Source organism: uncultured Microbacterium sp. (assembly GCF_947489255.1).
GTDB classification, from domain to species: Bacteria; Actinomycetota; Actinomycetes; order Actinomycetales; family Microbacteriaceae; genus Microbacterium; species Microbacterium phycohabitans.
Genome location: NZ_CANLCY010000002.1, coordinates 167,947 through 186,260 on the forward strand (window position 1 = coordinate 167,947; position 18,314 = coordinate 186,260).

General features: G+C 72.5%; 15 protein-coding genes. 9 read left to right on the forward strand and 6 right to left on the reverse strand.

The annotated features are described in order from the left end of the window. Nucleotides 1-36: 36 nt before the first annotated feature. On the forward strand, nucleotides 37-1,266 hold the full coding sequence (locus Q0818_RS04710) for a CDP-glycerol glycerophosphotransferase family protein (RefSeq protein ID WP_298872065.1): 1,230 nt from the start codon (nucleotides 37-39) through the stop codon (nucleotides 1,264-1,266). A gap of 89 nt (nucleotides 1,267-1,355) precedes the next feature. Here Q0818_RS04710 and Q0818_RS04715 read toward each other — a convergent pair whose 3' ends face one another. From Q0818_RS04715 to Q0818_RS04730, 4 genes are all read right to left on the reverse strand, one after another. Continuing rightward, complete coding sequence (locus Q0818_RS04715; protein WP_298872067.1) at nucleotides 1,356-2,708, reverse strand: aminoglycoside phosphotransferase; 1,353 nt, start codon at nucleotides 2,706-2,708, stop codon at nucleotides 1,356-1,358. A gap of 120 nt (nucleotides 2,709-2,828) precedes the next feature. After that, nucleotides 2,829-3,782 (reverse strand): hypothetical protein, encoded by a 954-nt coding sequence (locus Q0818_RS04720; RefSeq protein WP_298872070.1) that lies wholly within the window; start codon nucleotides 3,780-3,782, stop codon nucleotides 2,829-2,831. Nucleotides 3,783-3,862: 80 nt separating this feature from the next. Next, on the reverse strand, nucleotides 3,863-4,555 hold the full coding sequence (locus Q0818_RS04725; RefSeq protein WP_298872073.1) for a phosphocholine cytidylyltransferase family protein: 693 nt from the start codon (nucleotides 4,553-4,555) through the stop codon (nucleotides 3,863-3,865). Between the two features lie 25 nt (nucleotides 4,556-4,580). After that, nucleotides 4,581-5,345: a hypothetical protein gene (locus Q0818_RS04730; RefSeq protein WP_298872076.1), complete on the reverse strand. Its 765-nt coding sequence runs from the start codon at nucleotides 5,343-5,345 to the stop codon at nucleotides 4,581-4,583. A gap of 142 nt (nucleotides 5,346-5,487) precedes the next feature. Between Q0818_RS04730 and Q0818_RS04735 the strand changes: the two genes are divergently transcribed. Genes Q0818_RS04735 through Q0818_RS04745 form a run of 3 tightly spaced genes read left to right on the forward strand, consistent with a single transcriptional unit; the run spans nucleotide 5,488 to nucleotide 9,179 of the window. After that, nucleotides 5,488-7,323, forward strand: coding sequence for an ATP-binding cassette domain-containing protein (locus Q0818_RS04735; protein ID WP_298872078.1), 1,836 nt, complete (start codon nucleotides 5,488-5,490; stop codon nucleotides 7,321-7,323). 11 nt (nucleotides 7,324-7,334) lie between these two features. Continuing rightward, nucleotides 7,335-8,861, forward strand: coding sequence for a hypothetical protein (locus Q0818_RS04740; protein ID WP_298872080.1), 1,527 nt, complete (start codon nucleotides 7,335-7,337; stop codon nucleotides 8,859-8,861). A gap of 51 nt (nucleotides 8,862-8,912) precedes the next feature. Further along, nucleotides 8,913-9,179, forward strand: a complete 267-nt coding sequence (locus Q0818_RS04745) for a DUF3039 domain-containing protein (RefSeq protein WP_243498275.1) — start codon at nucleotides 8,913-8,915, stop codon at nucleotides 9,177-9,179. A gap of 326 nt (nucleotides 9,180-9,505) precedes the next feature. On the opposite strand, the gene Q0818_RS04750 is transcribed toward Q0818_RS04745, so the two are convergent. Further along, entirely contained in the window at nucleotides 9,506-10,831 is a 1,326-nt protein-coding gene (locus tag Q0818_RS04750; RefSeq protein ID WP_298872090.1) for a nicotinate phosphoribosyltransferase, read from the reverse strand. A gap of 460 nt (nucleotides 10,832-11,291) precedes the next feature. Here Q0818_RS04750 and murI point away from each other — a divergent pair, with 460 nt between their 5' ends. The 5 genes from murI (at nucleotide 11,292) to Q0818_RS04775 (ending at nucleotide 15,289) form a co-directional block, all read left to right on the forward strand. Further along, nucleotides 11,292-12,110: a glutamate racemase gene (gene murI, locus Q0818_RS04755; RefSeq protein ID WP_298872092.1), complete on the forward strand. Its 819-nt coding sequence runs from the start codon at nucleotides 11,292-11,294 to the stop codon at nucleotides 12,108-12,110. A gap of 33 nt (nucleotides 12,111-12,143) precedes the next feature. Further along, nucleotides 12,144-12,869, forward strand: coding sequence for a ribonuclease PH (gene rph, locus Q0818_RS04760; protein ID WP_298872095.1), 726 nt, complete (start codon nucleotides 12,144-12,146; stop codon nucleotides 12,867-12,869). 1 nt (nucleotide 12,870) lies between these two features. Further along, entirely contained in the window at nucleotides 12,871-13,467 is a 597-nt protein-coding gene (rdgB, locus tag Q0818_RS04765; RefSeq protein WP_298872098.1) for an RdgB/HAM1 family non-canonical purine NTP pyrophosphatase, read from the forward strand. A 17-nt stretch (nucleotides 13,468-13,484) separates the two neighbouring features. Further along, nucleotides 13,485-14,303, forward strand: coding sequence for a glycosyltransferase family 2 protein (locus Q0818_RS04770; protein WP_298872101.1), 819 nt, complete (start codon nucleotides 13,485-13,487; stop codon nucleotides 14,301-14,303). A 68-nt stretch (nucleotides 14,304-14,371) separates the two neighbouring features. Next, entirely contained in the window at nucleotides 14,372-15,289 is a 918-nt protein-coding gene (locus tag Q0818_RS04775) for a cation diffusion facilitator family transporter (RefSeq protein WP_298872105.1), read from the forward strand. Nucleotides 15,290-15,466: 177 nt separating this feature from the next. Here Q0818_RS04775 and Q0818_RS04780 read toward each other — a convergent pair whose 3' ends face one another. Then, nucleotides 15,467-17,968, reverse strand: coding sequence for an ATP-dependent DNA ligase (locus Q0818_RS04780; protein ID WP_298872107.1), 2,502 nt, complete (start codon nucleotides 17,966-17,968; stop codon nucleotides 15,467-15,469). Nucleotides 17,969-18,314: the final 346 nt, after the last annotated feature.

Here is an 18,314-nt window from a genome sequence, read left to right on the forward strand (position 1 = left end):
ATCTTTCCACGCGAGCCTGGCCGGTACCCTGGAACGATGCCTCTCGCCCGCGACGTCCAGCTCGCCGTGGGCCTGCTGCGCAAAGCCCTCGCCACCCGCACCGCCCGCCGTGACCTGCACCGCGCCCTCGAGGCGCGGGGGCCGCTGCCCACCGGGACGTTCCGGATCGCGGTGTACTTCGCCGACGGTGCGGTCAACATGTACCAGATGCGGCAGTGGTACGCCCCGCTGCAAGAGCTGGCGAAGACCTGGCCCGTCGTGGTCATCTCCCGCGCGATCCGCGGCGCCGACGCACTGCTCAAAGACGATGCGCTCCCGATCGCCTACGCTCCGACGATCGCGGCCGTCGAGCAGGTGCTCGCCGAGCAGGACATCCGCATCGTCCTGTACGTCAACCAGAACACGCGAAACTTCCAGATGTTCCGCTACGGGCACCGGTGGCACGTGTTCATCAACCACGGTGAGAGCGACAAGATGTACATGTCGACGAACCAGTTCAAGGCGTACGACTACGCCCTCGTCGCCGGCGAGGCGGCTCGCGCCCGCCTCTCGCGCGTGCTCTGGGACTACGACCTCGACCGCCGCACGTTCTCGATCGGTCGCCCGCAGGCCGATCACTACTCCGGCGATCTGCCGTACGAGCCCGACGAGCGCACCGTCGTGCTGTACGCGCCCACATGGGAGGGCGACCGCCCCTCCGCCCACTACGGCTCGATCGTCACGCACGGCGAGACCCTCGTGAAGGCGCTGCTCGCCACGGGACGCCACCGCGTCATCTACCGCCCGCACCCGCGCTCGGGGGTGGTGGATGCCGCCTACGGCGCGGCGAACGCGCGGATCGTCGCGGCGATCGCGGCGGCCAACGCGGCCGACCCCGCCGCCCACCACGTGCACGACACCGGCCCCGACCTGGGGTGGCAGCTCGCCGCGGCCGACCTGGCGATCGTCGACATCTCGGCGATGGTCTACGACCGTCTCGCCGTCGGCAAGCCCCTCATGATCACGCGGCCCGTCGACCCCGAGGCCCTCGTCGACGACAGCGGATACCTGTCGGCCTGCGAGTGGCTGGATGCCACGGCATCCGGGGCGATCGTGGCCGAAGCCGACCGGGTGCTGGGCGATCCCGACGCGGTCGGGCGACTCGAGCACTGGGTGCAGCGGTACTTCGGCGACACCGCTCCCGGTGCCGCCACCGCGCGCTTCGAGGCCGCGATCGGCGAGCTGATGCAGCGCTGGGAGCGGTGGAACGCCGACTCGGCGAGCTGACCGCGCCGCGCCGAGGTCGCCGAGCGTGCGGCCCGGGGTCTTGCGCGGATCCCGGTGGCTTCGACGGGCTCAGCCACCTGGCGTGACCCTCAGGCCAGGGGAGCCAACCGGCTGATCGCGGCGAGGGGGATGCCGACCCAGTCGGGGCGGTTGCGCGTTTCGTAGATCGCCTCGTACACGGCCTTGTCGAGTTCGAACGCGTCGAGCAGCTTGTCGTCGACCAGACGATCGGCTCCCGCGGTCTCGGCGTATCCGGCGAGGAACGCCTGCTGGGCGGCGATGACCCATGCGCGTACCGCGGCGCCGTCGTCGTCGGCGACCGCTCCCGACACGTAGTCGAACGAGCGCAGCATGCCCGCCACGTCGCGGACGGCGACATCGGGCTGCAGACGCTCGGCGATCGGCCGCAACGGCTCGCCCTCGAAGTCGAGCAGCACCCATCCGTTCGCCGCCGTGTCGAGCACCTGCCCGAGGTGCAGATCGCCGTGCACGCGCTGCAGCGCGGGCCACGGGGCGGCGGCAGCGGTCGCGTAGACCTCGCGGATGCGGTCGGCGTACGGGGCCAGCGCGGGCACCTCGGCGAGGGCGATCGACAGGCGCCGCTCCCAGGCTCCGGCCACCGCGGCGCGGTCGCTCTCATCGGGCTCGCGCGTGGGGAACTGCGCCGCGAGGGCAACGTGCATCCCGGCGACGCTCGCGCCGAGCGCGTGCGCCCGCGCGGCGAAGTCCTCATCGGCCGCGGCGGCGTCCAGTGCCACGCGCCACGCGTCCTCGACCCCCGCGAAGAACTCCTGCGCGAACGCCAGCGACCCGCTGACGGGCACGCCCTCGGGCGTCACCCACGACCCGCGCACCTCTCCGATCGCGGCGGGCACGAACGCCGCCCCGCCGGCGGCGAGCGCCGACTGCAACTCGACATCGGGGTTGATGCCGGGGTTCACCTGGCGGAAGAGCTTGCAGATGACCGGGATGCCGGCATCCTGCGCATCGTCGGCGGCGTCGGGACGGAAGATGAGCGACGTGTTCGACTGCTCGCCGCTGAGCACCTTGGCCGTCGCCGTCGAAGCGGGGGTCCGGCCACCGGGGGAAGCGAGAGCGATGCCGAGGAACCCGTTCTCGGGCGTTCCGACCTCGCCGCCGACCGTGACCCACGAGTACAGCTGGGCGGTGAAGCCGGGGTCGGTCGTGGCATCCGCCCAGACCTCGTCGTCGGAAGCGGGGCCGATGAGGCTGCCCGGCGGCACCGATCCCTCGGGACGACGCGCGATGGGCACCTGATAGACGATGGCGGGCTGGACGGCCTCGTCGCGGACCAGGAGGAGTCGTGCGCCGGCGTCGAGGGTCCAGTCGGCGACCACGGTGAGGCGTGGGTCGCGGCCCTTCGTGCCGTACCAGCGCTGCCGCGGCATCCAGACCGCGAGGAGATCGAGGAGGTCGCCCATGCGGTGAGGCTAACGCGCCCGGCTGCGCGACACGCGGGCCTTGCGCCGGTACGGGTGTCGATGAGAAGGGACGTCGACCCGGAAGTCGGCGCGACAGCGACCGCGAGTGCGCAGGCGCTCTCAGTCGCGAACCGCGTAGGGGTCGAGGTCGGCGTCGGCCTCGGGGTCGGCGTCGGTGTCCTTGCGGCGCCGGGGGAGCGCCTTGCGCGCGACGGACGCGGTCCGGCGTCCGGCGGCACCGACCGCGGCGGCAACCGAGTCGCCCGCACGGCGGACCCCGCCGACCGTGGTCTTCTCGAGACGCTCGGCTCCCGGGCGCGGTTCGAGGTCGGCCGGCAGCTCGGGCGGTGGGGAGCCGAACGCGCGGCGGGCGTTGACGAGCACCCGGCGCCCGAGGACGTGGTTGCCGGCGCCGCCGACCACGGCGCCGACGCCGAAGGGGAGGGCCTTGCCCACCCAGGAGGCGCCGCCGCGGGTGGCGAACTGGCGCACGAAGATCGTCTTGAGGCGGTCGACGAGCGGGCCGACGGCCGCGCGCGGGAGCGTCTTGGTGACGAGCTCACCCCAGTACGTGGAGCGGGTCATGCCGCGTCCGGAGGCCTGCTGGGCGAGCTGCGAGACGAGGTCGACGCCCTCCTTGCCGAGCATCAGGGCGAGCACGAGGGCGCGGGCGCGATCGGGATCGTCGACCGCGACGCCGTGGACCTCGGCGACCGACTGCGCGTACAGCGCTGTGGCCTCGAGGAAACCGAGGGTCTCGACGCCGCTGAGGGCGAGGGTCACCCCGGTTCCGATGCCCGGCACGACCGCAGTCGCGCCCACGGCCGCACCGCCCGTGGTGACGGCGGCCAGGTAGCGGCGTTCGAGGATCCTCAGGATCTCGTCGGCGGAGGCACGCGGATGCCGGAGGCGGATGCTGCGCAGATGAGCGAGCACGACGGGTCGCTGCACCGACAGCACGCGGTCGAGCATGCGGATCGTGCGCGGGTGCTCCTCCGACCCGACGGGAGGGAGCCCGCCCTTCCACGGGGCGTCCGGGGGGAGGGAATGGATGCGATGCACCTTCTCGGCCATGAGGTCATCCTCTCCCGCTCGCCTGAGCGGCGGGTGAGGTGACGCCGGCACCGAAGCGCGCAACAGGCCCGCGCCCGCGATCAGACGAAGAGGTTCGCCCGCTCCAGGTCTTCGGCGAAGTCGACCTCGACCGCGTAGAGGTCGGAGATGTCGAGCGGTTCCACGCGCAGACCGTCTTCGGCGATGGCGAGTTCGAGACCGCGCTCGAAATAGTCCTGGTCGCCCACCCGCTGAAGGTGGCGCTGGAGCGTCTTCTTGTCGCGCGAGGCGATGTAGTTGATGCCCACGGCCTCGCCGATGCCGCCGACGACGACCTTCGACAGCTCGTGGATGAAGCCCTCGGCATCCACCGTGTACTTGACCTCTTCGTCGCTGACCTTGGCGGTGTCGACCGTGACGAACGAGCGGTCGTCGGCGACCAGGCGCGCGGCACGGCGGAGGACGAGGGGGTCGAAGACGACGTCGCCGTTCATCCAGAGCACGCCGCCGCGACCCGTCTTGGCGAGGGCGCGGAGCAGACTCTTCGACGTGTTGGTCTGGTCGTAGCGGTCGTTGTAGACGTAGTCGACCCGCGGGAAGGCATCGACGATCGTCTCGGCCCGATAGCCGACGACCGTGGTGATACGCGCCTGGGCGCCGAAGGCCGCGTGGATGTTGTCGTGCTGCTGCTGCATGATGCTGCGGCCGTCGGCGAGGGCCGTGAGCGGTTTCGGCAGGCTGCGGCCGAGGCGCGAGCCCATGCCCGCGGCGAGGATCACGATCTGAACTGTCAAGGCTGGCTCCTGGGGGGATGAGTCGTCATGTCCGGTTCACCGGAATGTCACGCCTTCGTGTTCGATCAACAGTAGCGAGAGGGGCCTGGGAGGTGGCATGATTCGCGCCGGTCGTTGTGGTTTCGTGATGCCGGTGGATCACTGCGCCGCGCGACCAGCCTGCGGGCGGTGTCGGAGGTCGTTGATAGTTTGGTGCGATGACAGCCTCGCTGCCGGAATCGCCTGAACCGTCCTCTTCCTCCTCCGAGGGTGGTTCGGAGAGCGTCGAACCTTCGGCGTCGAAGCCGCGCACGCCACGGGCTCCGCGCTCGTCCACCCCGCGCACCACGTCGCCCCGGAGCACGACGCCGCGCGCGCCGCGGCGCGCTCCCGGCGCCGCCACGGCCGCGAAGGCGGGCGACGCCGTCGAGAGCGCCGACGAATCCGCGGCCGCGGCTCCGAAGCCGCGCGCCCCCCGTGCCCCCCGCGCGAACAGTTCTGCGACGACGTCCTCGGCGCCTCGCACGCCCGCCGCGAAGAAGCCGGCCGCGCCGAAGGCCTCGACGGCGAAGACGTCGACCGCCAAGGCCCCCGCGGCGAAGGCGGCCGCCTCGAAGTCCGCGGCCCCGAAGCCGGCGGCCCCCAAGCCCTCAGCCAAGCGTCCGGCCGCGAAGAAGCCCGCCACGCCCCGAGCATCGGACTCCGCGGCGTCGGCACCCGCCCACCCGACCGCGCTGCCGAACCCCGTCGCCGACGCCTCTGTCTCGACACCGGACGAGGAAATCGCCGCCACCGGGCGCGAATCGGTCACGCCCGTCGCCCTCCCCGACGGCATCGTGGTGCCCCCGCGACCCCCGCTCCCCGTTCCGTCCGCGAGCCCCGCTTCCCACGACGCGCCCGTCGAATCCGCGGCCGTCGACACGGACGCACCGGTGGAACGGGATGCCGATGCCTTGTCCCTCACGGACGCGCGGCTGGATGCCGGCGAGCCCGGGTCCGTGATCGCGGATCCCGCTCCGGAAGCCGGCGAGGCCCCGGCCGTGGATGAGGCGCGGGACCCCGTCGAGCCCGTGTCGTCGGACGGGGCAGCAGAGCCCGACGTCGCTGAGCCCGAGGTCGCTGCGCCCGGGGTCGCTGCGCCCGACATCACCGCGTCCGATGCTGCCGCGACGGACACCGCCTCGCCCGACGTGCCCGACGCGGTCGGCTCCGACGTGTCCGGCTCGGAGCCGGCTGCCGTCGCCCCGGATGCCACCGCGGCTGCGCTCGGGGAAGTCGACACCGACCCGCGTCCCGACGCGCCCGCGGGTGCGACGGGAGCGAATCCGGCGTCCGCCGACCCGACCCCTGCCGACCCGACGCCCGCCGATGTCGCGGTCGAGGAGCCCGTCGTCGAGGAGCCCGTCCCCGGCGAGCCGGCGGTCGAGGAGCCCGCCGACCCGACGCCCGTGGATGTCGCGGTCGAGGAGCCCGCCGACCCGACGCCCGTGGATGTCGCGGTCGAGGAGCCCGCCGACCCGACGCCCGCCGATGTCGCGATTGAGGAGCCCGTCGTCGAGAAGTCCCTCGTCGAAGATCCCGCCGTCGCGGGGGAGACGCGCGCCGCGCCGGCGTCCGAGACGGCAGCGGATGAGGGCCGGTCCGATGGCGGCTCGTCCGACTCCGAAGAGCTCGACGGCGCAGGCCCGATCACAGAGGGTGAACGCGACGCCGTCTCGGCCGACGCGCCGGAGAACCTCCTCCACGCGCCGCAGGTTCCCGTGGGGGAAGCCGCCGACGGCGAAGATCCCACGCCCCCCGAGGTGCGCGTCGACGAGCTGATCGTCGACGACACGCCCGTCGCGAGCCCGGATGCTCCCGCGGTCGAAGAGCCGCTCTCGAACGAGCCCGGTGCCGATGAACCCGGTGCCGATGAGCCCGGTGCCGATGAGCCCGCCGCTTCCGACACCGCGCTCCCCGGCGAGGTCGCACCCCTCTCCGACACCGCCGTGCTGACTCACGGTGCGGCCGCGGCGGTCGACCCCGACGCCGTCCCGGTGCTGAGCCTGCGCAACGTCACGAAGTCGTTCGGAGAGCTCCGCGCGGTCGACGCGATCGACCTGACGGTGCCGGCGGGATCGTTCTACGGTCTGGTCGGCCCGAACGGTGCGGGCAAGACCACCACGCTGTCGATCATCGCCGGTCTCCTCCGCGCCGACTCGGGCTCGGTCTCGATCAACGGCGTCGACGCGACCAAGCGCTCGCGCGAGGCGAAGAAGCTCATCGGAGTCCTGCCCGACCGCCTGCGGACCTTCGACCGCCTCACCGGTCGACAGTTGCTGTCGTACTACGGCGCTCTCCGCGGTCTGCCCGCACCGCTCGTCGAGAGCCGCACGGCCGATCTGGCCCGCGCGTTCGACCTCGTGGACGCGCTGGCGCGCCCCGTGTCGGACTACTCCGCGGGCATGACCAAGAAGGTCATGCTGGCCGGGGCCATGATCCATTCGCCGCGTCTGCTCGTGCTCGACGAGCCCTTCGAGGCCGTCGACCCCGTCTCCAGCGGTGTGATCCTCGACATCCTCGGCTCGTACGTCGACCACGGCGGAACGGTGATCCTCTCCAGCCACGGTATGGAGCTCGTCGAGCGGGTCTGCTCGCGGGTCGCCGTGATCGTCGCCGGTCAGGTGCTCGCCGAGGGCACGGTCGACGAGGTCCGCGGCGAGGCGAGCCTCGAGGAGCGCTACCTCGAGCTGGCCGGTGGCCTGGGCGACGTGGAGGGCCTCGAGTGGTTGCACACGTTCTCCGCCTGAGACTGGCGATGATGGTGGGCGCCCTTAGGGGCGACCCGCGCGATGTCGTGCGCCGTGCCGTCGGCGTGGTCCTGCTGATCGCCGCGACGGCCGTCGCCGCGGTGAGCGCCGCCGGCCTCGCCGACGCCGATCGTCTGACCACGGCGGTCGTCACGGTGCTCGCCGGGTCCGCCGTCACGCTCGGCTTCGCCGTGGGGCCCCCGGTGACCGCCTCGGTCGATCCACTGGATCCCCGCCGGTTCGCGGTCGTCGGACCCGAGCCGCGTCCGCTCGCGGGCGCCCTCCTGCTCGCCGGCTTCCTCAGCGTCCCCGTCCTGGTCGTCCTGGTCCTCGGGATCAGCCTCGCCGTCGCCTGGAGCGCCCACGGTGCTCCGGCGGTGGCGAGCGTGGCATCCGTGATCCTCGGCCTCACCACCTGCGTGCTGCTCGCCCGGGTGAGCATGGCCCTCGGCGCGCTCGTGCAGCGACCGCGGCAGTCCCGCGAGCTGATGGGCGTGTACCTCGTCGCCGTGCTGGTCGTCGTCGTGCCGGTCGGGGTGTTCCTCGGCTCGCTCGAGTGGCGCGGCGCCGTTCCCTCGCAGCTGGCCTCGGCCGCCGAGATTCTCGCGTGGACGCCGATCGGCGCCGCGTGGGGCATCGCGCTGGCCCCCACCGCGGGCGCCGCCGTCGGCAGCCTCGTCGTCGCCCTCGTGACGATCGCGCTGCTGGGGCTGGCGTGGTTCGCCCTCGTGACCGCGCTGCTCACGACGACGCGTCGTCCGGCCGCGGTGCGCGAGCGCGGCGGCCTCGGATGGTTCGCGATCCTCCCCGGGACGCCCGGGGGAGCGGTCGCCGCGCGCAGCCTGTCGTATTGGCTGCGCGATCGCCGCTACATCGTCAACGTGGTCGTCGTACCGATCGCCGCCGTCGTTTCGACCGTTCCCCTGCTCGTCGCGGGCGTGCCGTTCGAGCTCGCGGTGCTGCTGCCGGTGCCGATCATGGCCCTGTTCTTCGGATGGCTCCCGCACAACGACCTCGCCTACGACTCGACAGCCCTGTGGATGCACATCGCCAGCGGCATGCGTGGCGCGCCCGATCGCATCGGCCGTCTCGTTCCGGTGCTGCTCATCGGCATCCCCGTGCTCGCCGTGTCGCTTCCGCTCGCCGTCGTCGCCCACGGCCGGTGGGCCATCCTGCCCGCCATGATCGGCGTGTGCGCCGCGCTCTTCCTCGCGGGTCTCGGGCTGTCGAGCGTGTCGTCGGTGCTCGCCCCGTACGCGGTGTCGCGGCCGGGAGACAGCCCGTTCCAGCAGCCGCAGCGCACGGGTTCGGGCGGCGTCGTCGCGCAGGGCCTCGTGATGGCGGGAGCCATCGCCGCTGCTCTGCCGTCGATCCTGCTCACCTGGCGGGCCATCGGGGGAGACACGATCGACGCGATGTTCGCGATGTGGGTGGGCGTCGGGGCGGGTGGCGTCGTCCTCATCGTCGGCGTCGCGGTCGGCGCGGCGCTCTTCGAGCACCGGGCGACGCGGCTCATGGAGTTCGCCGAGGCGACCTGAGCACGAACCCGACCGAGCCGTCAGGCGGGGTCGCGGCTACACTGGCTCTCCATGAGCACGCCTCTCGACAGACCGGACAGCGGGGGTCTCGCGACCCTCGATCGCGAGCTCGAAGAGCTCATCCGCGAAGAGAACATCGAGCCCGGCGATCACGAGCGCTTCTCGCATTACGTGAAGAAGGACAAGATCCTCGAGTCGGCGATCACCGGCAAGCCGGTGCGCGCGCTGTGCGGCAAGAAGTGGACACCGGGTCGCGACCCCGAGAAGTTCCCGGTGTGCCCGCAGTGCAAAGAGATCTACGAGTCGCTCATCAACTGAGCGGCCTCTCCCCGCATCCGGCCCCTCCGCGCCTCCGCGCGTGAGGGGCCGTTCTCGCGGCCGCGAACCGCTTGGTGCCATGATCGCCGGCTGCGAACGGTGCGGCGCGCGGGGCGTCCGTCGCCGTCCGCGTGCCGTCAGGCCCGCACGCACGGGGACGGCGATCGCCGGCCGCGCGGGCGGGGAGGCTCGCCGGGCGCCCGAGGTCCGTCACCGTCCGCGCGCCGTCACGCTCCCACGCACGGGTAACGGCGATCGCCGGCCGCGCGGGCGGGCGAGGAGGCTCGCCGGGCGCCCCAAGGTCGTGCCCTTCACGGGCTCGCGGGTCAGACCGCCTCGCGGTACTCCGTGGGCAGGGCGGGGTCGGCCTTGCTCAGCGCGAGCGCCCGCACGGGCAGCTCCTCGCGCACGCGTGCGTGGTGGGCCCGCGCCGCCTGCACGCCCGCGGTGCCGAGGGCGGCGGCATCCGCCTCGCCGTTGTGCATGAGGGTCGTCTGCAGGGGGCGGGCGTCGGGGTGTTCGGCCGCCGTCGACAGCTCCTCGAAGCCGTCGCTCACGACGATGAGCTCCGAGGTGGCGGTGCCGGCGTCGAGCGTGCGGAAAGCGGCCTTGCGGCCGCCGTGCGACGCCTTCTGCGCCGAGGCTTTCGCCACGCCCACCCAGGAGCCGTCGGCGGCTTCACGGGCCACCAGCTTGAAGACCAGACCCGCGGTGGGAACCCCTGACCCGGTCGCGACCGAGGTTCCGACGCCGTAGGAGTCGACGGGGGATGCCGCCAGGGCGGCGAGGGCGTACTCGTCGAGGTCGCTCGTGACGGTGATGCGCGTGCCCGTCGCGCCGAGTTCGTCGAGCTGCGCCCGCACCTCTCCCGCGACGATCGGCAGATCCCCCGAGTCGATGCGCACGCCGCCCAGCTGCGTGCCCGCGACCCGCACGGCGGTGCGCACGCCCTCGGCGATGTCGTAGGTGTCGATCAGCAGGGTCGTCCCGCTGCCGAGGGCGTCGACCTGAGAACGGAACGCGTCCTCCTCGCTGTCGTGCAGGAGCGTCCAGGCGTGGGCGGCAGTGCCCATGGTGGGCACGCCCCAGCGCCGGCCGGCCTCGAGGTTGCTGGTCGCCGAGAATCCGGCGATGTAGGCGGCGCGGGCCGCGGCGACCGCCGCCTCTTCGCTCGCGCGGCGCGAGCCCATCTCCGCGAGCGGCCGGTCTCCGGCGGCGACGCTCATGCGCGCCGCGGCGGTCGCCACCGCGGAGTCGTAGTTCAAGATGCTCAGCGCCAACGTCTCCAGGATCACGGCCTCGGCGAACGTGCCCTCGATGGTCAGCAGGGGGGACCCGGGGAAGTACACCTCGCCCTCGCGGTAGCCGGTCACCGAGCCCGTGAAGCGGTAGTCGGCGAGGAAGTCGAGGGTCGTGGCATCCACGACCTTCTCATCGCGGAGGTAGCGCAGCTCGTCGTCACCGAAACGGAAATCCCGGATGGCGTGGAGGAGGCGGCCCGTCCCGGCGACCACGCCGAAGCGGCGTCCGCCCGACAGGCGTCGCCCGAAGACCTCGAACACGCACCGGCGCTGGGCCGTGCCGTCGCGCAGCGCCGCATCGAGCATCGTGAGTTCATAGCGGTCGGTGTGCAAGGCCGTGCTGCGCGTCATCGCGCCAGCCTATTGCGCTGCCCCGGAGTGCCCGGGCGTCGCGACCCCGCTTGACACCCGGTCCGCTGCAGGACTCCTGCAGAATCCGGCCCGCAGGCTGCCGGCTGACGCCGCCGGCCGGATTCTGCAGGAGCTGTGCTCGACCGGGCAGGGCGCCGCCAGCCTCGCCCCGCGCCCGGGCCCGGGCGTCCGTTCGCGCCTCTCCCCGCGCCCCCGCGTGCGGGTAGAGCCCTCCGCCCCGCGTCCTCCGCCCGTGCCCTCCGGCCTCGCCCCGCGCGCGGGTAGAGCCCTCCGCCCCGCGTCCTCTGCCCGTGCCCTCCGCCCTCGCCCCATGCGCGAGTCCGGGCGTCCGTCCGTGCCCTCCGCCGTCGCCCCGCGTGCGGGTACAGCCCTCCGCCCCCTCCCCACCTGCGCGTCGAGGCATCCGCCGCTCCGACCCCGCCCGGTAGGCTTGACCCCTATGGATGACGCGCCGATCGGGATCTTCGACTCGGGAGTCGGCGGTCTCACCGTCGCCCGGGCCGTGTCGGCGCAGTTGCCGCGCGAGTCGATCCTCTACATCGGCGACACCGCCCGCTCGCCCTACGGTCCGAAGCCCATCGCCGACGTGCGCAGGTATTCGCTCGAGGTGCTCGACACCCTCGTCGATCAGGGTGTGAAGATGCTCGTGATCGCGTGCAACACCGCCTCCGCGGCCATGCTGCGCGACGCGCGCGAGCGCTACGACGTGCCCGTCGTCGAGGTGATCGGCCCGGCCGTACGCACGGCGATGTCGACCACGCGCAACGGCCGCATCGGCGTCATCGGCACCGCCGGCACCATCGGCTCGCGCGCCTACCAGGACATGCTCGAGGTCAACGAGCGTCTCACCGTCTTCGCCGAGGCGTGCCCGCGCTTCGTCGAGTTCGTCGAGGCCGGCGTCACCGACTCGCCCGAGGTGCTCGCCACCGCCGAGCGATACCTCGCGCCGCTGCGCGATGCCGAGGTCGACACCCTCGTCCTCGGATGCACGCACTACCCGTTCCTCGAGGGCGCGATCAGTTATGTGATGGGCCCCGACGTGAGCCTCGTCTCCAGCGACAGCGAGACCGCCAAAGACGTCTACCGCCAGCTCGTCTCGCGCGATCTGCTCGCGAGCCCGGATGCCGTGCCGAGCCACCGCTACGAGGCCACCGGTTCATCCGCCGACGATTTCCTGCGCCTGGCGCACCGCCTCATGGGCCGCGAGGTGCGCGAGGTGCAGCTCGTGCAGACCGGCGCCATCGACCTGCCGCGCTGAGGCGTGGCATCCATCCCGTCCCGAGGAGGACCCGTGACCCGTAAAGACGGCCGCACCACCGACCAGCTCCGCCCCGTGACCATCGAACGCGGGTGGTCGGCGCACGCCGAGGGCTCCGCGCTCATCACGTTCGGCGGCACCAAGGTGCTGTGCACCGCGTCGTTCACCAACGGCGTGCCGCGCTGGCTGACCGGCAAGGGCAAGGGCTGGGTCACCGCCGAGTACGCGATGCTGCCGCGCGCGACGAACAGCCGCAACGACCGCGAGAGCATCAAGGGCAAGGTCGGCGGTCGCACGCACGAGATCTCGCGCCTGATCGGCCGGGCCCTGCGCGCCGTCGTCGACACCAAGGCGCTGGGCGAGAACACCATCGTCATCGACTGCGACGTGCTGCAGGCCGACGGGGGCACGCGCACCGCGGCCATCACGGGGGCCTACGTGGCTCTCGCGGATGCCATCGCCTGGGGCCGCGAGAAGAAGTTCATCGGCCAGCGGGCCGAGGTGCTGCGCGACTCGGTCGCCGCGGTGTCGGTGGGCATCATCGACGGGGAGCCGATGCTCGACCTCGCCTACGTCGAGGACGTGCGCGCCGAGACCGACATGAACGTCGTCGTCACCGGCCGCGGCCTGTTCGTCGAGGTGCAGGGCACCGCCGAGGGCGCGCCGTTCGACAAGGCCGAGCTCGACAGCCTGCTCGAGCTCGCGGTGAACGGCTGCGCCGAGCTGCGCGGCATCCAGACCGCGGCCCTCGAGCGCTGAGATGGCGCGCATCGTCCTGGCCACGCACAACGCGCACAAGGTCGAGGAGTTCCAGGCGATCCTCGCCGCCGTCCGCCCCGATCTCGAGGTCGTCGCGTACGACGGCCCGGAGCCCGTGGAAGACGGAGTGACGTTCGCGGCGAACGCGCTCATCAAGGCGCGCGCGGCCGCGGCGCACACGGGGCTGCCGGCCCTGGCCGACGACTCGGGGGTCGCCGTCGACGTGCTGGGCGGTTCGCCCGGGGTGTTCTCGGCGTACTGGGCGGGGCACAAGAAGGACGCCACGGCCAACCTCGAGCTGCTGCTGGATCAGCTGTCCGACGTCGCCGACCCGCACCGCACCGCGCAGTTCGTGTCGGTGATCGCGCTCGTGCGCCCCGACGGAGCGGAAGACACCGTCGAGGGCCGCTGGCCCGGTCGCCTGGCGACGCGGCCCGCCGGGCCGGGTGGCTTCGGGTATGACCCGATCTTCATCCCCGACGGGCAGCCCGCCGACGCCGAGCGCACGGTCGGGCAGTGGACGGCGGCCGAGAAGAACGCCGAATCGCACCGGGCGAGGGCGTTCGGTCACCTCGCGCCCCTCCTCGCGACACTCTGAGCGTGTAGACCCGGGGGATGACCGCCGTGCCGTCGATCTCGATCGTCATCCCCGCCTTCAACGAGCAGTCCGTCATCGGCCGATGCCTCGAGGCGGTCGCGCGGCAGACGCTCGCCCCGCACGAGGTGCTCGTCGTCGACAACCGCTCCACCGACGACACGTGCGCCATCGTCGAACGGGCGATGGCGCGGCATCCGCACCTCGGCATCCGGCTCCTGCACCAGGACGCGCGGCAGGGTCTGGTGCCCACCCGCAACCTCGGAATGGATGCCTCGACGGGCGACGTGCTCGGGCGCATCGACGCAGACACCGCGATCATGCCCGACTGGGTCGAGCGGGTGAGCGAGACGTTCGCCTCGGGCGAGGTGGATGCCGCCTCGGGGCCGGTCGAGTACTACGACCTGCCGCTGCGCAGCATCGGTCAGCAGATCGACGACCGCCTGCGCCGGCTGCAGGTGCGCCTCGCCGGCGACTTCGTCTTCCTGTTCGGCAGCAACATGGCGGTGCGGCGGTCGGCGTGGCTCGACGTGCGGGAGTTCCTCTGCGACGACCTGGCCGACGTCATGCACGAAGACCTCGACATCGCGATCCACCTCGCGCTCGGCGGACACCGCATCGGCTACCGCTCCGAGATGGTGGCGGGGATGTCGGCGCGACGCCTCGACGACCGACCCCGCGACTTCCGGCGCTACATCGACCGCTTCGAGAACACCTACCGCGCGCACGGCATCCGCGACCTGCGGCTGCGGGCGCCGATGGCGGTGTTCCTGGGCGTGTACCCGGCGCTGCACGCGCACCGCCGCATCCAGGCGCAGCTGAACGCCCTGCGGTCCTGAGGGCGGTTCTCATTCCCGAGTTCCGCGGGAACACGCGGGCCGCATCGCACCGCGCCTAGCCTGGAACCATGCACGATCACGCGCCCTCCGGTGGCATCCGGGATGCCGGCAACCGGCGCCTGCTCGCCACCGCGCTCGCGTTGACGGTCACCGTCATGCTCGTGCAGATCGTGGGCGCGATCCTCTCCGGGTCGCTCGCCCTGCTCGCCGATGCGGCGCACATGTTCACCGACGCCGCTGCCCTCGTCGTCGCGCTCGTGGCCACGGCGATCGCCGCGCGCCCGGCCGATGACCGCCGCACGTTCGGGTACCAGCGCGCCGAGGTGCTCGGGGCGCTCGCGAACGGCGTCATCCTGATCGTGCTGTGCGCGTGGGTGGGCGTCGAGGCGGTGCAGCGGCTCCTCGCGCCCGCCGACGCCGAGGTGCAGGGCGGGCTCATGCTCGTCGTCGCGACCGTCGGCATGGTCGCCAACGCGGTGTCGATGTGGCTGCTCAGCCGGGCTCAGAAGCGCAGCATCAACGTGCGCGGCGCATACCTCGAGGTGCTGGGCGATCTCGTCGGTTCGATCGCGGTGATCGTCGCGGCGATCGTCATCGTCACCACGGGGTTCACGCAAGCGGATGCCCTCGCCTCCCTGCTCATCGCGGTGCTGATCGTGCCGCGCGCGATCGGTCTGCTGCGCGAAGTGGTCGTCGTCCTCACCGAGTCCGCTCCCGTGGGCGTGCACGTCGCCGAGATCCGCGAGCACCTGCGCGGAGCCGACGGTGTCGTCGACGTGCACGACGTGCACGTGTGGCAGCTGACCCGTGGGGCTCCGGTGTTCAGCGCGCACGTCATCGTCGACGACGCGGCGCTCACCGACGGTCGGGCGGCGGCGATCCTGGCATCCCTGCAGACGTGCCTCGCCGATCACTTCGACGTCGAGCACTCGACGTTCCAGCTCGAGCCCGCGGGCCACGTGGAGCACGATTCGCGCCACGCGTAGCCGTCGATCCCGGTGGCTTCGACAGGCTCAGCCACCTCTCTGCGGGTCCGCATCGCGCGCTGTGCCCGCCCCGCCGCACGACTCGCACGGGTCTCGCAACCGAAGCCCTCGGACTGGCGACCGAGGTCCCTGACCTCGCAACCGAGGTCCCTGAGCTCGTCGAAGGGACCGGACCCGTCACTCCTCCCGCACGACCTCACCGGGGCTCTTGTCGGGCCGCAGGCCCCGCCAGCGCGCCTGGCGCAGGATGCCGCCGGGCGTGAACTCCGCGAACTCCACTTCTCCCACCAGCTCCGGTCGCACCCACAGGGCGTCGCTCGCATCCGCGGCGGGGACGCCGACGAAGGGATCCGCGTCGGTGCGGAGCGGCTCGAGCAGCGCGCTCAATCGAGCGAGCGTCTTCTCCCCGAACCCCGATCCGACGCGCCCCGCGTACTGGAGCCCGTCGGCCCCGGGGACGCCCACCAACAGCGATCCGATCGCGCCCGCGCGGTTGCCCTTCCCCGGCCGGATGCCGCCGATCACGACCTCCTGCGTCCGCGAGTGCTTCACCTTGAGCCACTGCTCCGATCGCACCCCTTGCTGGTACGTCGACCCCGGGTCTTTGACTACGACGCCCTCGAGGCCGAAGCGGCTGCTCGTCGACACCGCGGCATCCACGTCGTCGAAGACCGGCGGCACCACCACCGGCGCGTCGGCTCCGCCCGCGAGGTCCTCCAGCACCCGGCGCCTCTCCGACAGCGGCAGGGATGCCACCTCTCGCCCACCCGCCGAGAGCACGTCGAACAGGTACAGGTGAACGGGGGTGCGCTTCGCCTCGCGCTCGATCTCGCGCGGCTGTAGGAGGTTCATGCGCTTCTGCAGCCGCGGGAAGCTGGGCCGCCCCTTCGCGTCCAGGGCGACGATCTCCCCGTCGAACACGGCGGGGTCCGCCCCGAGTCCCAGATCGACGCCGGTCAGCTCGGGATACGCGGCGGTGAGGTCGTTGCCGTTGCGCGAGCGCAGCCGCAGGCGTGTCCCGTCCCAGATCCCGACACCCCGGATGCCGTCCCACTTCATCTCCACCCACGGGGTGCCGCCCCAGCGGGACGCGGCGGCCCGGGCGATCCCGGGCGTGGCGGAGGTGGCGAGCATCGGGCGCAGATCCGCCACGGTCGGCGGTCCGGCCGGATCCTCCGCGGGGCGTCGCGTCCCCGCCCTGGTCGCGCCCCCGGCGCCCGTCGCCGTGTCGTGGTTGTCGGCGTGCGACGCGCTCGGGTCGACTCGGGCGGAGTGATCGCGAGCCACCACGGGGTTGCCCTCGGCCTGTGCGCGCCCCTCGGCATCCGTCTTCATCCGGTGCAGCAGCCACTGCGACTTCTCGCCGCGTCCTTCCGTGCGGATCAACGCGAGGCGCACGCGGCCGAGCGGTCCTCCGGAGCGGCCCGTGAGCGTGGCGATGACCTCGTCGTCGCGCCACTTCTCGAGCTCGTAGGTGCCGGTGTCCCACACGGTCATCGTGCCGGCGCCGTACTCCCCGCGGGGGATCTCTCCCGCGAAGTCGAGGTAGGCGAGCGGGTGGTCCTCGGTCATCACCGCGAGGCTGTTCTTGGCCGTCGTCGGCGGCACTCCCTTCGGCACCGCCCAACTGACGAGCACGCCGTCGCGTTCGAGACGCAGGTCCCAGTGCAGGCGCGAGGCGTGGTGCTCCTGGATGACGAACCGGGGTGCACCGTCGGGGGCGGGCGCCCCGGCGGGGGCCTCGGGGATCGGCTCGGGGGTGCGCCCGGCCGCGCGTTTGGAGAGATATGCGCGGAGGGGCTCCTGATCCCGTTCGACGGGCGCGAGCGGATCACCCTCCCGGTCGAGCACCTCGCTGAAGAGCAGATGCCGGAGATGGGGATCGTCGAGCTCAGCCCAGGTACGGGGAGCCGCCACGGTGGGCTGCGGGCGCCCGCGCAGCGAGTAGGGCGCGATCGTCGTCTTGGAGCCGTTGTTCTGGCTCCAGTCGATGAACACCTTGCCGGGCCGGGCGGCTTTGGCCATCTGGCTGACCACGAGGTCGGGGTGGTCCGCCTCGATCGCGCGGGCGAGTTCTTTCGCGACGGCGCTGACCGCCTCGCTCGACTGCCGGGCGTCGAGGCGCGCGTAGAGATGGATGCCCTTGCTGCCGCTGGTGACCGGCAGCGGATCGAGCCCGATGTCGCGCAGGATCTCCCGCGCCCACCGGGCGACCTCGGCGCACTCCGCGAGGCCCACGCCCGGACCGGGGTCGAGATCGAGCACCAGGCGGTCGGGGTTCTGCCGTTCGCCGTCGCGCGTGAAGCGCCACTGCGGCACGTGCAGTTCGAGGCTCGCGACCTGGGCGAGGTGCACGAGGGTGGGCAGATCGTCGACGAGGGGGTAGTCCTTGGCGCCGGAGGAATGGTCGATCGGCAGGCGCCGCACCCACGTCGGCGCTCCGGGCTCGAGGGCCTTGGCGAAGAACGGCGTGCCCGGATCGGCTTCGGTGCCCACCCCGTCCGGCCAGCGCTTGCGGGTGACGGGCCGATCGGCGATGTGGGGGAGCAGTCGCGGGGCGATGCGGGAGTAGTAGTCGATCACCTCGCCCTTGGTGGTGCCCGTCTCGGGGTACAGCACCTTGTCGAGGTTCGACAGTCGCAGCCGGCGACCGCCGATGCGCACCGTCTGCTCCGTCATCGCCCCAGCGTAGGGCGGAGGAGGTGGGGGATGCCGGAGGGGTTGCGGTCCGGCGTCGGCCCCGGTGGCTTCGACGAGCTCAGCCACCTGCGCAGGCTCAGCCGCCCGCGCACGGGAGGTCCCTGAGCCCGTCGAAGGGACCGGGCGCCGTTGCGGTCTCGGTGGCTTCGACAGGCTCAGCCACCTCCGCACGTAAGGTTCCTGAGCCCGTCGAAGGGATCGGGACCCCTTGCGCGCCGGTGGCTTCGACGAGCTCAGCCACCTGCGCACGAGAGGTCCCTGAGCCTGTCGAAGGGACCGGGACCCCCTCGCCGGCGCAAGGGTCTCGGCATCCACCCCCCTTCGG